General features: G+C 72.1%; 12 protein-coding genes. 2 read left to right on the top strand and 10 right to left on the bottom strand.

The features are described from left to right. Positions 1-154 precede the first annotated feature (154 nt). Complete coding sequence (locus ACIPSA_RS20640) at positions 155-841, top strand: DUF5995 family protein (protein ID WP_402636922.1); 687 nt, start codon at positions 155-157, stop codon at positions 839-841. Positions 842-966: 125 nt separating this feature from the next. Then, positions 967-1,896, top strand: coding sequence for an LLM class F420-dependent oxidoreductase (locus ACIPSA_RS20645; RefSeq protein WP_402636925.1), 930 nt, complete (start codon positions 967-969; stop codon positions 1,894-1,896). Between the two features lie 67 nt (positions 1,897-1,963). Here the strand turns inward: ACIPSA_RS20645 and ACIPSA_RS20650 are convergent, their stop codons facing one another. The 10 genes from ACIPSA_RS20650 to ACIPSA_RS20695 form a co-directional block, all read right to left on the bottom strand. Further along, positions 1,964-3,661 (bottom strand): flavin monoamine oxidase family protein, encoded by a 1,698-nt coding sequence (locus tag ACIPSA_RS20650; protein WP_402636928.1) that lies wholly within the window; start codon positions 3,659-3,661, stop codon positions 1,964-1,966. A 56-nt stretch (positions 3,662-3,717) separates the two neighbouring features. After that, a complete protein-coding gene (locus ACIPSA_RS20655) occupies positions 3,718-4,506 on the bottom strand; it encodes a carbon-nitrogen hydrolase family protein (RefSeq protein WP_402636931.1) in 789 nt (262 codons plus the stop codon). A gap of 252 nt (positions 4,507-4,758) precedes the next feature. Then, positions 4,759-5,139 (bottom strand): DUF742 domain-containing protein, encoded by a 381-nt coding sequence (locus tag ACIPSA_RS20660; RefSeq protein WP_402636934.1) that lies wholly within the window; start codon positions 5,137-5,139, stop codon positions 4,759-4,761. A gap of 7 nt (positions 5,140-5,146) precedes the next feature. Next, positions 5,147-5,590 (bottom strand): roadblock/LC7 domain-containing protein, encoded by a 444-nt coding sequence (locus ACIPSA_RS20665; protein WP_402636936.1) that lies wholly within the window; start codon positions 5,588-5,590, stop codon positions 5,147-5,149. Further along, the gene (locus ACIPSA_RS20670; protein ID WP_402636939.1) at positions 5,580-8,489 is read right to left on the bottom strand and encodes a nitrate- and nitrite sensing domain-containing protein; all 2,910 of its coding nucleotides are present in this window, start codon (positions 8,487-8,489) and stop codon (positions 5,580-5,582) included. The genes ACIPSA_RS20665 and ACIPSA_RS20670 overlap by 11 nt, the downstream gene beginning before the upstream one ends. 94 nt (positions 8,490-8,583) lie before the next feature. Further along, complete coding sequence (locus ACIPSA_RS20675) at positions 8,584-10,047, bottom strand: HAD-IA family hydrolase (RefSeq protein ID WP_402636942.1); 1,464 nt, start codon at positions 10,045-10,047, stop codon at positions 8,584-8,586. Between the two features lie 30 nt (positions 10,048-10,077). After that, positions 10,078-11,154, bottom strand: a complete 1,077-nt coding sequence (locus tag ACIPSA_RS20680; RefSeq protein WP_402636945.1) for an ABC transporter ATP-binding protein — start codon at positions 11,152-11,154, stop codon at positions 10,078-10,080. Positions 11,155-11,159: 5 nt separating this feature from the next. Further along, positions 11,160-11,978, bottom strand: coding sequence for an ABC transporter permease (locus ACIPSA_RS20685; protein ID WP_402636948.1), 819 nt, complete (start codon positions 11,976-11,978; stop codon positions 11,160-11,162). Beyond that, positions 11,963-12,862: an ABC transporter permease gene (locus tag ACIPSA_RS20690; protein WP_402636951.1), complete on the bottom strand. Its 900-nt coding sequence runs from the start codon at positions 12,860-12,862 to the stop codon at positions 11,963-11,965. Before ACIPSA_RS20690 ends, ACIPSA_RS20685 begins: the two co-directional genes overlap by 16 nt. Continuing rightward, a complete protein-coding gene (locus tag ACIPSA_RS20695; protein WP_402636954.1) occupies positions 12,859-14,016 on the bottom strand; it encodes an ABC transporter substrate-binding protein in 1,158 nt (385 codons plus the stop codon). The genes ACIPSA_RS20690 and ACIPSA_RS20695 overlap by 4 nt, the downstream gene beginning before the upstream one ends. Positions 14,017-14,156: the final 140 nt, after the last annotated feature.

Here is a 14,156-nt window from a genome sequence, read left to right on the forward strand (position 1 = left end):
CCTGCGCGCGGCCAGTCGCCGGGCACGTAAGCCTGACACGTTGCGGCTCTCCCCCTCCCCCGTCGTTGCCCGCTCGACGGGATCGTTCCCCCGTTCCGGGGAAGCGTCGGAGCCGTCGGCACGCCCGTCAGCCTAGGGCTGGGACCCTTCCCCCATGGCGCAGTTGGAACACTTCACGACTCCTGTCGGCACCGTCGTCGCCCGTATGCGCGCCCTGGACTCGGCCCTGCCCGAGCGGGACGGGGTCGCGGTCTTCAACCGCGTCTACCTGGCCGTCACCGAGGAGGTCGAACGGCGCCTGGACGCCGGACAGTTCACGGACCCGCGGGCGGCGACGGCGCTGGACGTACGGTTCGCGGAACGCTATCTGGCCGCGGTGGACGCGGTGGCGGACGACCGCCGTCCGCCGGCCTGCTGGCGGCCGCTGTTCCAGTTCCGCCGCCACCCCGGCGTACGTCCCCTGCAGTTCGCGCTCGCGGGCATCAACGCGCACGTCGGCCACGACCTGGCGCTCGCCGTCGTGGACGCCTGTCGTACGCTCGGCTGCGAACCCGCCGACCTGGAGGACGAGTTCGACCGCGTGGGCGACCTACTCGTGTCGCTGGAGGAGCGCATCCGCGAGGATCTGATGCCCGGCCCCGACCTGCTCCAGATCACCGACCCGCTCACCCATCTCCTCGGCTCCTGGAGCCTGGAGCGCGCCCGGGACGCCACCTGGACGGCGGCGCGGGCCCTGTGGGCACTGCGCCGGTTCGAGGACGTCGCCGAGGAGTTCACCGAGCGCCTGGACACGGCCGTGGGCTTCGCGGGGCGCATGCTGCTGACCCCACTCCCCGACTGAATCGACTGAAGCGGCTGAAACGCCTGAAGCGATCCGATCCGGCCAACTCCGTCCTGCCTCACAGGAACTGCTTAGCGATCGCTGTAGGTTGAAGCGGCAACCGATCGCGAAGGAGCACTCGGCACATGGCGACCAGGCTCGGACTCAGCCTTCCGCAGAATCGGCAGTACGACATCGGCAAGGATGTGCCCGACGTGGCACGCGCCGCCGAACAGATCGGATACGAGAGCCTGTGGGTGTACGAGCGGGCCCTGTTCCCGGAGCCCGCGAGCCAAGGCCTGTACGGCATCGAGGGCCTGGCCTGGCCCGACGCGTACCGGAGCGTGGCCGAGCCGCTGGTCACGCTCACCCTGGCCGCCGCGGCCACGGAGCGGGTCCGGCTGGGCTCCAGCGTGCTGGTCGCGCCACTGCACCAGCCGTTCCAGCTGGCCAAGTCCCTTGCCACGCTGGACGCGGCGAGCGGTGGCCGGGTGATCGCCGGCTTCGGCACCGGCTGGTCGCTGGACGAGTACGCGGCCGCGGGCATCCGGCCGATCGCGGAGCGCGGCAAGGTGCTCGACGAGATCATCGAGGTCTGCCGCGCGGTGTGGGGCCCCGACCCCGTGCGCCACGACGGCCGTCTCACCAAGATCGACTCGGCCGTGGTCGGGCCCAAGCCCGCCCGGCCGATCCCCATCATGCTGGCGGCGAGCAACAAGAAGGCGCTGACCCGGCTCGTCGACCACGCCGACGGCTGGCTGCCCGTGGGCATGGGCGTCGAGCAGATCGCCGCGCAGTGGCAGGAGCTGCAGGACCTGGCGGCCGAGCGAGGCCGCAAGGAGCCGATCCAGACGGTCCTGCGGGTGAACGCCATGTACTCGGCCAAGCCCTACGACGGCTCCGACCGCCGGCCCTTCCAGGGCGACGCCGACCAGATCGTGGAGGACCTGGTCGCGCACGCCGGGGTCGGCCTGGAGGAGATCCTGGTCGACCTGCAGACCACCCCGCGCGACGCCCAGGAGCTCAAGGACGTCGCCACGGAGGTCTACGAGAAGGCACGGGCCGCCGGGGTCTAGGGCCAATGCCGGTGACGGTCTAGGGCCGGTCCGGGGCTGGTTCGCAGGGCAGGCCCCGGGACAGGTCCTAGTCCTCGGGGAGTTCGACCGGCGCGATCTCGTCGTAGACGTCACCCGGACCCGGGTTGGTCGCGTCGGTCGCCCCGCCGAGGTGGTGCATGACACCCCAGACCGCGTTCAGCGCGGTCTGGACGGCACCCTCGGCCCAGCCGGCCGTCCAGGAGATGTCGTCGCCGGCGAGGAAGATGCCCCGCTTGTCCTCGGGCAGCCGGTCCTGCATGAAGTGCGTGAACAGGCGGCGCTGGTAGCGGTAGTGGCCGGGCAGGTTGGCCTTGAACGCGCCCATGAAGTAGGGCTCGTTCTCCCAGGAGACGGTCACCGGGTTGCCGATGATGTGCTTCCTGATGTCGACCTTCGGGTAGATCTCGCCGAGCGACTTCAGCATGACCTCCATCCGCTCGTTCGCGGACAGCGGCAGCCACTTCAGGCTGTCGTCGCACCAGGTGTAGGAGAGGCAGATGACGGCGGGCTTGTCCGGGCCCTCGTCGAGCAGGTAGGTGCCGCGGGTCATGCGGTCGGTGAGCGTCATCGACATGACGTCCCGGCCGGTCTGCTCGTCCTTGTCCAGCCAGAACGGCCGGTCCACGGGCACGAACAGCTTGCTGGACTCCATGTAGTGGGTCCGCTCGATGGCCGTCCAGTGGTCGATCGGGAAGAGCGAGTCGTCGCAGGCGATCTTCGACAGCAGCATCCAGGACTGGGCGGTGAAGACGGCCGCCTTGAAGGTGCGGATGTCGCCGTTCGCGTCCGTCACGGTGATCTGGTTGCCCGCGGTGCGGTGCAGCCGGGTCACGGCCGGGCGGGGTTCGCCGTTCTCGTGCAGGGACTTCAGGGAGGTCCCGTAGGTCCAGTGCACGATCTTCTCCGGCTCGCGCTCCCACAGGCGCACCGGCAGCTGCTGGGAGCCGCCGACGATGCCGCGGTGGTGGTCGTCGGCCTCGGTGTAGACGACCCGGAGGATCTCCAGGATGGAGTTGGGGAAGTCGGTGTCCCAGCCACCCGTACCGAAGCCGACCTGGCCGAAGATCTCGCGGTGCCGGAAGGACTTGAAGGACTCGGAGTCGCAGAGGAAGCCGTAGAAGGTCTGGTTGTCGAGCTTCTCGACGAGCTTCGCCCAGATCTCGCGGATGCGCGGCACGTCGCGCTCGCGCATGGCGCGGTTCATGTCGGAGAAGTCGGCGCCCTCGTCGAGGCACTTGTTCCAGGCCGCGGCGACGTCACGGTAGACCTGCGGCAGGTCGTCGATCGTCTCGGCGTAGTGGGACTCGCCCTTGAGGTCGACGACGGTCGAAGGCGTCGCCTCCGCAAGGGGGTTGGGGAAGGCCTCGGTCTCCAGGCCGACCAGGTCGATGTAGTGCTGGAGCGCCGTGGAGGACGGCGGGAAGCGCATCGCGCCCATCTCGGCGGTCAGCGACGGGTCGCACCCGTCGAAGCCCACCGTCCGCAGTCGGCCGCCGAGCTGGTCGGCCTCGTAGACGATGGGCTTGAGGCCCATCTTCATGAGCTCGTAGGCGGCCACGATGCCGGACAGGCCGCCGCCGATGACCGCGACCTCGGTGCCGTGCTCGGTCGCGGGAATCTGGCCGAGGCCCGCCGGGTGGGCGAGGAAGTCGTCGTACGCGTACGGGAAGTCAGGGCCGAACATGGTGATCGGCGGCTGCTGCTCGTCGGCGTGCTGGACGGCGGTGGGCACCGTGGACGTCATGGGGTACTGACTCCTTGCGCGGGGGAACTCGGGGGGAGGCTCTCGACGAGGGGGGTTCAGACGAGGGACCCGTAGAGGCCGGGACGGCGGTCCTTCAGATACGGGTTCGCCTCGCGGGAGGCGGCCAGGAAGGCGGGGTCGACGTCGGCGAGGACGAGCTCCTCACCGCGGCCGGCCCGGGTGCGGGCGATGCCGTCGGGGCCGGCCAGGGCGGAGAGTCCGAAGAACTCGAACTCGCCCTCCGGGCCGACCCTGTTGACGTACGCGACGTACATCTGGTTCTCCCAGGCCCGCACCGGCACCATGGACTCGGCGACGAACTGGAACGGGTGCATGTTCGCCGTCGGCACGACGAGCAGGTCGGTGCCGGCCAGGGCGTGGGCGCGCGCGTTCTCCGGGAACTCGACGTCGTAGCAGATCATGATGCCGACGGTCAGGCCGCCCAGCCGGGCCTGGACGAGCGACTGCTCGCCCGGGGTGAAGTGGTCGCGCTCGGAGCACCCGAAGAGGTGGGTCTTGCGGTAGTTCGCGAGCCGGGTGCCGTCGGCGGAGATCAGCTGGGCCGAGTTGTAGACGGTCTCGCCGTCCCGCTCCGGGTAGCCGTAGGCGATCGCGAGGCCGTGCCGGGTGGCCATCTCGGCGATCGCGTCGGCGGAGTCGCCGTCGGCGGGCTCGGCCAGGCGGCCGATGTCGTCGCCGATCGCGTACCCGGTGAGGAACATCTCCGGCGCGGTGAGCAGCGCTGCGCCCGCGGCGGCGGCGCGGCCCGCGGCCTCGTCGAGGACCCTGAGGTTCTCGACGGTCGAGCCGGGGCGGCCGGAGCTCTGGAGCAGGGCGGTGCGCATGCGTGATCCTCACCGGTACGGAGGGGTTTGGGGGGCCAGATAGAAGGTACGTTCGGCGGGCTCGGCCGGACAAGAAGGAGCCGTTGCGCGCGGGTGAGCGGTTCGTTGCGTGCACCTTGGATCCGGCGGCGATTCGTTGCGCGCCCTCGGGCGCGGATCCGGCCGGATCCCGGACCGCGAGACCCAGCCCACCGACTTGACCTGCGGAAACGACCGTCATCCGGTGCTGTGGCCAGTTCACCGGACAGGCCCCTAGAGCTCGCGCAGCCGCTCGACGATCTCCCTGAGCAGTTCCGGGTCGGCCGTGGGGCCGGTGGCCACGAGACGGCGCGGCTCGTCGATGCGCACCAGCCCCGCCTCGGCCAGGTCGCCGAGCAGCACGCGTACGACGGTCAGGGGCAGGTCGGCGTCCGCGGCGAGCTCGACGACCGGGCGCGGGCCGCGGCGCACCAGGTCGAGCAGGGTGGCACGCGCATGGTCGACGCCCGGCTGCGCCGCGTCCGCCTCCAGAGCGGTGACCTGCGACATCAGGTCGATGGTGTGCCGGTCGGAGGGCCGGGTGCGGCCCCGGGTGACGGTGTAGGGGCGCACCATCGCCCCGGTCTCGTCCTCGTACCAGTGGTCGTCGGTCACAGCCGGATCAGTTGGCCGAGCGTGCGGCGGCGTCCAGGTGGCGGCCGAGGCGGCGGACGAGCAGGGCCATCTCGTGGGCCAGCTGTCCGACGTCGGTCTGCACCTCGCTGAGCACGGCCAGGCGGCTGCCGTCGCCGGCCGGGGTGATGAAGAGGTAGGCGTCGTCGAGCATCACCATCGTCTGCCGTACCTCACCCGCCTCGAACCGCTCCCCCGCGGAGCGGGCCAGGCTGTGGAAGCCGGAACAGACGGCGGCGAGGTGCTCGATGTCCCGCTTGCGCATGCCCTCCGAGCAGCTCAGCGGGAGGCCGTCCGCGGTGAGGAGGACGGCCTGGCGGACGTGGTCGGTCCTGGCCACGAGGTCGTCGAGCAGCCAGCCGAGGCCGGTACCGGGGGCTCCGGCGGCCGGGGAGGGCTCGGGGGGCTCGGGGGTCTGGTCGTCACCGTGCATCGTCGGTGTCGGTCCCTTCGTCGGCGTCAGTGGTCGCGGGCAGGCCCTTGCGGCCGCGTTCGAGGCCGCGCTGGAAGGCGCCGAAGACAGCCCGCATCTCCTCGGCGTCGACTTCTCGCTCCGGGGTGGCGTCACGGGGCGGCGGCTCGGCACGCAGCGGGGCGGCCAGCGAGGCCTGACGAACGCGAGTGGGCAGGGCGGGAGCCTCCGGATCCGTCCCGCGCCCGGCCACGCCGCCATCCGCCGGGGGCTCCGCCCGACCGCTGTCCGCCACCGCGTCCATCGCGTGACCGCCCTCAGCCATCACACGCGGCTCCGGCCGACCGCCCGCACCCAAGCCGTCGACCCGACCGCCCTCGGCCACCGAGCGCTCCGCCGGATGGCCCCAGACGACCAGGCCCGTCGCCCCACCGCCACCCGCCACCCGCGACTGCGCGGGTCCGCTGCCCGCCACCGAGTCACTCGCACGGTCGGCCTCGGCCACCGAGTCCTCCGCCGAGTGACCCCCGACGACGACGCCCGTCACCCCACCGCCACCCGCCACCAGAGACTGCGCGGGTCCGCTGCCCGCCACCGAGTCACTCGCACGGTCGGCCTCGGCCACCGGGTGCGCCATCCGACCGTCGCCGGCCGCCGGGTCCGTCACCTCGTCGCCGTCGGACACCGAGCCCTCCGCCCGGCCGTCGGCCACCACCAGGCCCGTCGCCCGGCCACGCTCAGCCGTCGTGCCCGTCTCCGGGTGACCGCCGGCCGCCAGGTCCGTCACCCCGCCGCCATCGGCCGCCGAGCCCAGCGCCCGGGAACCCTCCGCCGCCGAGCCCACCTCCCGGGCACCCTCGGCCGTCGGGCCCGTCGCCCGGCCGTCCTCGGTCGCGCGGCCCTTCGTCCGTGGGCGTTCCTCGCGCGTGAGGAGAGCTGTGCCGGATCTCGACGGGAGTGCCCGGGGTGGGGCGGCCCGTGTCTCCGGCTCGGTGTCCCGGCTTTCCGGTTCCACGTCCGCCAGGACCGCCGACGGCAGCAGCACCACGGCCGTCGTACCGCTGTACGGCGAGTCCCGCAGGGTGACCTGGATGCCGTGGCGTGCGGCGAGGCGTCCGACCACGTACAGGCCCAGCCGGTCGTGGCGGGTCGGGTCGAAGCCGTCCGGGTCGGTGAGGGTGCGGTGGGCGTCGGCGAGCTGGTCGGGGTCGAGGCCGAGGCCCCGGTCGTCGATCTCAAGGACGAAGCCGCCCGAAACCCGCCCGGTCCGCAGGGTGACCTGCGTGTGCGGCGGCGAGAACACCGCGGCGTTCTCCAGGAGCTCGGCGATCAGGTGCGCCACGTCGGCCACGGCGTCCGCGGTGACGCCGACCTCGGGCATCGGCGGAACGACGACGCGCGTGTAGTCCTCGATCTCACCCACCGCGGAGGACACCACGTCCGCGACCGGCACCGGCCGCCGCCACCTGCGCCCGGGTGCCGCGCCCGACAGGATGATCAGGCTCTCCGCGTGGCGGCGCATACGGGTGGTCAGATGGTCGATGCGGAAGAGCTGACGCAGGATCTCCGGATCCTCGGTGCGCCGCTCCAGCGTGTCGACGAGCTTCAGCTGGCGATGGACCAGCGCCTGGTTGCGGCGGGCGATGTTGAGGAGCACCGCGAACAGCCCACGGCGCAGGGTGGCCTGCTTGACGGCCGCCTCCACGGCGGCCAGGCGCGCGGTGTTGAAGGACCGGCCGACCTGGCCGATCTCGTCGGGCCGTACCTCGTCGGCGGCCAGCGGCGGCGCCTCGGTGACCGCGTCCACGTCCTCGCCGGCGCTCAGCCGCCGCATCACGTCGGGCAGTTGCCGGGTGGTCAGCAGGTCGGCGGCGTCCCGCAGGGTCTCCAGGCGGCGTGAGATACGCCGGGCGCCGCGCACCGCGAACCACAGCGACAGTCCCACGGCGGCCAGTCCGGCCACCCCGACGACCGCCGCCTTGGTCAGCTCCTGGTAGGCGAACGCCCGCCCGCGCGCGCCCGAGTTCTCCGCCGCGCGGGTGCACAGCTGCATGTAGCGCTTCACGAGGCGGTCGGTGCTGGTCCGCCAGGTGCCCGCCGCGACGGCCTCGCCGGCCCGCGCCGGGCCCGCACGCAGCAGCGCGTCCTCGCCCCGTACCAGCGAGCGGTGCAGGTCGCCGCGTTGAAACTCCTCGAACGGCGCACGCGAGTCGGACGGCAGGTCCGGCACGTACGTCCGCTCGAAGACCCGCCGGTCCTCGATCGTCGCCGTCAGGGTGTCGTACTGCCGGTCGGTCAGCGTCCCGGCGGCGCGGGCCCCGGCGACCAGGGCGTCCTCGCGGGAGACGTACTCCCGTACCCGTACGAGCTCGACGACGACCTGCGCCTCCCGGGCGAGCTGCCCGGCCTGCAGGGCGGTGAGCGCGGACTCGACGTCGAAGCCGGGTTCCACGACCGCGCTGTACTCGGTGACGGCCCGGTCCCAGGTGATCTTGCGGGACAGCACCCGCTCCCGCAGCTCGTCAAGCCCGTCGGTCGCCTTCAGCATCGCGTCGAGCGTCGTCCGCTGCCGGTCGCTGAGCCGGCTCCGGTCGCTGCCCTGGATCGCGTCGCGCATGGCGCTCACGGCGCGGTCGGTGCGGCGCTGCTGGGCCAGCAGGTTCCCGGCGGCGGACGTGTCGTGGGCCGCGCCGAGATAGGCCGCCGACAGCCGCCGTTCGATCTGGATCTGCCCGACGGCCGTGTCGACGGGGGTGCCGAAGTCCTCGTACACCGCCTGGAGCCGGATCAGCGCACGCAGCTCGCCGGTCACCGACACCATGGCGAAGCTCCACAGTGCCATCAGGGCGACGACCGGAGCGAGCGCGAGCGCCACGATCCGCGTGCGGACGGTGGTGTGACGGCCGACGGGCCAGCGCATGGAGTACCTGCCCGGTGTTACCAGTCAGTAGAAGGTCGGCACAACCTACGTGATCGCCCCCAGCACCGCAATGGTTGCCGACGGTAACACTTGGTCAGTTTCCCGGCACGGCGAAGTCGGTGACCACCGCCGCGTGGTCCGAGGGCCAGTCGTTGCCCGTGACGTCGGGCCAGGGGCGCGGGGTACCGGTGACCAGCGTCCGGGAGCCGCGCACCCTCAGGCCCCGGTGCAGGACGAAGTCGATCCGGTCCTGCGGCTCGGGCCGCCCGCTGCCGTCCTCGTGCATCGGGTGGACCGGGGACCAGGTGTGGCCGGGGGCGGTGGCCGGGTCCGGGTGAGCCTCCCGGTACGAGTCCCGCAGGCCCGCCTCCTCCGCCGCCTTCGTCACCGGCCACTCGACGTCGGGCCAGTCCAGATGGGACGGGCAGTTGAAGTCGCCGACGAGGACGACGGGCACGGTGTCGTCGGCCGCCTCGGCGATCCGGCGGAGGGTGTCCCGCATCTGGGCGAGCCGCACCTCCTCGTGGGCGATCAGCACGTCCGCGGGGAGCCCGTCGAAGGCGGACTCGTAGGGCCCGTACGGCGTGTAGTCGAGGTGGGCCGTCCAGACGTCGACCTCGCGGCCCGGGGCGATCTCGATGCGGACCCCGGCGGCTCCGTAGAAGCCGACGTCCGGATCGCCGAAGCGGGCGGTGACGGGGTGGCGGCTGATCACGCCGAGGTTCTCCCCGGCCCGGTGGTGGTGCCAGCCGAGGGCCTCGGCGAGCTCTCGCGCCGCGGTGCCGGCGGTCTCCTGGAGGCCCACCACGTCGGCGCCGCTCTCCAGGATCGTCTTGAGCTGCTTGGCCCGGTGGTCGTCCACCTGAGTGCCGCCGAGCCACAGGTTCCAGGTCATGACCCGGAGTTCGTACCCGACCATGCCCCGCAGTTCCTCCGGCGTGACCTCGACGAGGCTGTCGCGCACGGTCCGGCCGGGTGCCGCCTCGATCGGCGCCAGGGACGGCACGGCCAGCACCGCGCATCCGGCCGCCTCGGCGGAGGCCACCCCGGTGTGCGTGTCCTCGACCGCCACGCAGGCCGCCGGTTCGACGCCGAGGGCGTGGCAGGCGGCGAGGTAGGGATCCGGAGCGGGCTTGGTGCGGCCGGTGTCGTCGGCGGTGACGGAGGCCGCGAAACGGCCGGGGCCGAGGGCTTCGAGCACGGTGTCGGCGACGGCGCGCGGTGACGCGGTCACCAGGGCGGTGGGGACGCCGTCGCGGGCCAAGGCGTCCAGCAGGCCGAGGGCGCCGGGGCGCGGCACGATTCCGGTGCGGACGCGGGCGACGAACTCCCGGTGCAGTTCCCGGGCGATGCCGTCGGCCGGCCTGCCGGTGGCGGTGCCGAGCCACTGGGCGGTGTCCTCGACCGCGCGGCCCAGCACCTCCGGCTGGTCCGCCTCCGTCAGCGGCCGTCCGGCGACCTGTTCCACCGCCTCCCACCAGAGGCGCTCGGTGTCGACGAGCGTGCCGTCCATGTCGAACAGGACGGCCTGGAGCGGAAGGCGGGGGTGGGGGGTCACGTTTCTCTCTTTCCTCACTGACGACTACATCTACCGGGCGGCGCGTTCCGCCACGAGCACCGGCCGCTCCGGCAGCGACACGTGTACGGCGGATCCGGCGCCGAGACCGGCGGCCTCGTGCGCGGGCAGGTCGGCCTTGGCCTCGGTGCCGTCGGCCAGCCTGACGGTGACCCGGACGACCGCGCCCAGGAAGGCCGTGGCGACGACCCGCGCGGTGCCCTCCTCGTCCGCCCTCACCTGGACGGCCTCGGGCCGCACCAGCACGTCCACTTCCCCGTTCGGCGCCTCGCCGTCGGCCGGCAGCCGCTGTCCGAGCACCTCGACGATGCCGTCCTTCAGCTCGCCCGGGATCCGGCTCATGGTGCCGACGAACTCGGCGACGAAGGCGGTGGCGGGCCGCCCGTACAACTCGGCGGGCTCGGCGCACTGTTCGAGCCGCCCGGCGCGCATCACGGCGACCCGGTCGGCGACGGACAGCGCCTCCTCCTGATCGTGCGTCACGAAGAGCGTGGTGATGCCGAGTTCCTGCTGGAGCCGGCGGATCTCCTCGCGCAGGGTCAGCCGCACCTTGGCGTCGAGCGCCGACAGCGGTTCGTCGAGCAGCAGCACGCGCGGGCGCAGGGCGAGCGCCCGCGCCAGGGCGATGCGCTGCTGCTGGCCGCCCGAGAGCTGGTGCGGGAACCGCTCGCCCTTGTCGCCCAGGCCGACCAGCTCCAGCAACTCGGCGGCACGCGACCGCCGTTCGGCCGTACGCACCTTGCGCATGCGCAGCCCGAAGGCGACGTTGTCGACGGCGTCGAGGTGGGGGAAGAGGCTGTACGACTGGAAGACCATCCCGGCGTCACGGCGGTGGGCCGGGACGTGCGTGACGTCCTCGCCGTCCACCAGCACGGCGCCGGAGTCGGGGTGTTCGAACCCGGCGAGCATGCGCAGGGCGGTGGTCTTGCCGCAGCCGGACGGGCCGAGCAGTGCCAGGAACTCGCCCGGACGCACGGCGAGGTCGAGTCCGTCGAGGGCGACGGTCGCCCCGAACTCCCGGCGCAGGCCCCGGAATTCGACGGTGGCGGCCTTGTCCGTGGCGGCCTTCTCAAGCGTGGTGGCGGTCATGTGGTTCATCCCCGGGACGAAGCGGTTCGGGTACGCCCGCCGGCACCGGCGAGCGCGAGAAGCAGGGCCCATGTGACGAGCAGGCTCAGCACGGACACGGCGACGGACATCTGGGCCTGCGAGCCGCCGACGTTGTAGATCCACACGGCGAAGGGCTGGAAGCCGAGCAGCCTGGCCACGGTGAACTCACCCAGCACCAGCGCCAGTGTGAGGAACGACGCGTTGAGCAGCGCTCCGCGCAGATTGGGCAGTACGGCCCTCACCAGGGCCTGCGGCCAGGAGGCGCCGCAGCTGCGGGCGGCCTCGACGAGGGTGCGGACGTCGATGGCGCGCAGCCCGGTGTCCAGCGCCCGGTACACGAACGGCAGCGCCATCACGACGTACGCGAGGACGAGCACGACCGGGAATTCGGGGTTCTGGACCGCCACGAACGTCTGGAACAGAGGGGTCCGGGACAAATGGTCCGGCCCCCACTTGAGCACGGTCGCGATCCCGGCGACGAAGGCGATGGGCGGCACGACCAGCGGCAGCGAGCACACGACCTCGACGACGGGCCGCAGCCGGGGCGCGCCGAGCCGCAGCGCGACCACGGCGGGCACCATCAGCAGCAGGACGACGGCGATGGTGGCCACGGCCAGCTCCAGCGAGAGCAGCAGGCTGGAGACGAAGCCGTCGGCGGAGAGGATCTGCGTGTAGGCGTCGAAGGTGAGTCCCTGCCCGGCGACGTCGACCGTGAAGACCACGGACGCGGCCAGCGGCACCAGGAAGTACAGCGCGGCCAGGCCGAGCACGGCCCAGCGCCAGGGGGTCAGGCGTCGAGCCATCGGGCGCTCCGTCGTTGCAGGGGCAGGTACACGGCCATGACCAGGCCCGCGACCAGGACCATGTCGAGGCTGAGGGCGAGTGCCACGTTCTCCTGACCGACCAGCACGTTGCCGGAGATGGCGTCGGCGATCTGCAGGGTGACCAGCGGGACCGCGCTGCCCACCATCGCGGCGGCGGTGGCGTACGCGGCGAAGGCGCTGCCGAAGAGCAGCACGAGACCGCCGAGCAGGGAGGGCGCGAGCACCGGCAGGGCCACGTGCCGCCAGTACTGCACGGTGGTGGCGCCGTTGTTCCGGGCCGCCTCGCGCCACTGGGAGCGCAGACCGTCCAGGGCCGGGGTGATGGTGAGGACCATCAGCGGGATCAGGAAGTACAGGTAGACCAGCACCAGGCCCCAGAAGCTGTAGAGGTCCCAGCCCTTGTCCGTCAGGCCCAGGTGCACGGTCAGCACACCGGCGTTGCCGAGCGTGGCGACGAAGGCGAAGGCCAGCGGCACGCCGCCGAAGTTGGCGAGCACCCCGGAGGCGGTGAGCACGGCCTCGCGCAGCGCGCGGGAGCGCGAGGTCACGACGGCCTGCGCGAGCGGCAGCCCGAGCAGGGTCCCGAGGGCGGCGGAGACGGCGGACAGTTTGACGCTGCCGATCAGGGCGGTGAGGTACGGGCCCTGCAGGGAGGTGGTCAGGTTCTCGGCGCTGTACGAAGTGGCGCCCGTGGCCTGGTCCTTGACGGTGAGGGCGCCGTTCAGCATGGCGAGGGCTGGGATCCCGAAGGCGATGGCGGTGAACACCAGCAGCGGGACGACGGCGAGCCAGCCGGGGGCACGGCGCCGCCGCTTCGGGGAAGCGACGGGCGCCGTGGCCGGCCTGGTGAGAGCGGTGGTCATCCGGAGACGGCCTTCGACCAGCCCTGCGCGATGACCGTCTTGGCCTTGCCCTGCTGGGCCTCGGTCGGGAAGGAGGGCGTGCCGGACACCTTCGGGAGCTTGGCGGCGGCCGTCTTGTCGAGCGTGCCGGCCTTGTCCATGGCGGTCATCAGGGCCGGACGGGCATAGCCCTTGAGCCACAGGTTCTGGCCCTCGACGCTGTAGAGGTACTCCTGCCACAGGCGGGCGGCCGCCGGGTGCGGGGCGTCCTTGCTGATGGCCTGGGAGTAGAACTGGGAGAACTGGCCGTCGGCCGGGACCGCGACCTTCCAGTCGACGCCCTTGGACTTGAACTCGTCGGCGTAACCGGCGTTCAGGTAGTCCCAGTCGATGCTGATCGGCGTCTCGCCCTTCTCGACGGTGGCCGGGGTCGACTCGACGGGCGTGTAGTTGCCGTTCTTCTTCAGCTTGGCGAAGAAGTCGAGGCCGGGCTGGATGTCGTCGAAGGAGCCGCCGCTCGCGAGGGCGGCCGCGTAGACGCCACCGAAGGCCGAACCCGACTTGGTGGGGTTGCCGTTGAGCGCGACCTGACCCTTGTACTGCGGCTTGAGCAGGTCCTTGAAGGTGGTCGGGCAGGTCTTGACGCGCTTGGCGTCGCAGCCGATGGAGATGTAGCCGCCGTAGTCGTTGTACCAGCGGGCCTGGGCGTCCTTCTGCGCGGCCGGGATGTCGCCGTAGGAGGCCACCTTGTACGGCGCGAGCAGGCCCTGCTGGGCGGCGCTGAGCGCGAAGGAGCTGCCGAGGTCGAGCACGTCGGGGGCCCGGTCCTGGCCCTTGCGGGAGGTCACGGCGTTGATCTCGTCCTGGCTGGAGCCGTCGGGGCTCTCGTCCTCGATCTTGATGCCGTACTTCTTCTTGAAGCCGTCGATGAGGGCGCCGTAGTTCGCCCAGTCGCGGGGCACGGCGATGATGTGCAGCGTGCCCTCCTTCTTGGCCGCCTTGACCAGCGCGTCCATGCCGCCGAGGCCGGCGGCGGAGGTGGCGGTTGCGGCGTTCTTGCCGTCGGCGGTGGTCGACGCGTTGTCGGGGGCGGCGCCGCAGGCGCTCAGGGCGAGGGCGGCGGCTATGGCCAGGCCACCGGTGAGGACGGCGGTTCTCGGCAGGAACACTGTCACTGTCACTCCAGGGTGCACACGAGCGGGGAGAGGGAGACGAGAAGTGAAGCGGACAACTTGTATGAACAAGTTGCGTCACAGTACGCCCGCCGTGGGTGTCCTGTCCGTAAACCACGGCAAAACTTTGAGCCCTGGTTGTA

Source organism: Streptomyces sp. NPDC086549 (genome assembly GCF_044746205.1).
GTDB lineage: Bacteria > Actinomycetota > Actinomycetes > Streptomycetales > Streptomycetaceae > Streptomyces.

Excerpts from the sequence above, each read along its gene's own strand:
- ACIPSA_RS20640 (WP_402636922.1), top strand. The coding sequence starts at position 155 with ATGGCGCAGTTGGAACACTTCACGACTCCTGTCGGCACCGTCGTCGCC.
- ACIPSA_RS20645 (WP_402636925.1), top strand. The coding sequence starts at position 967 with ATGGCGACCAGGCTCGGACTCAGCCTTCCGCAGAATCGGCAGTACGAC.
- ACIPSA_RS20650 (WP_402636928.1), bottom strand. The coding sequence starts at position 3,661 with ATGACGTCCACGGTGCCCACCGCCGTCCAGCACGCCGACGAGCAGCAG.
- ACIPSA_RS20655 (WP_402636931.1), bottom strand. The coding sequence starts at position 4,506 with ATGCGCACCGCCCTGCTCCAGAGCTCCGGCCGCCCCGGCTCGACCGTC.
- ACIPSA_RS20665 (WP_402636936.1), bottom strand. The coding sequence starts at position 5,590 with ATGCACGGTGACGACCAGACCCCCGAGCCCCCCGAGCCCTCCCCGGCC.
- ACIPSA_RS20670 (WP_402636939.1), bottom strand. The coding sequence starts at position 8,489 with ATGCGCTGGCCCGTCGGCCGTCACACCACCGTCCGCACGCGGATCGTG.
- ACIPSA_RS20680 (WP_402636945.1), bottom strand. The coding sequence starts at position 11,154 with ATGACCGCCACCACGCTTGAGAAGGCCGCCACGGACAAGGCCGCCACC.
- ACIPSA_RS20685 (WP_402636948.1), bottom strand. The coding sequence starts at position 11,978 with ATGGCTCGACGCCTGACCCCCTGGCGCTGGGCCGTGCTCGGCCTGGCC.
- ACIPSA_RS20690 (WP_402636951.1), bottom strand. The coding sequence starts at position 12,862 with ATGACCACCGCTCTCACCAGGCCGGCCACGGCGCCCGTCGCTTCCCCG.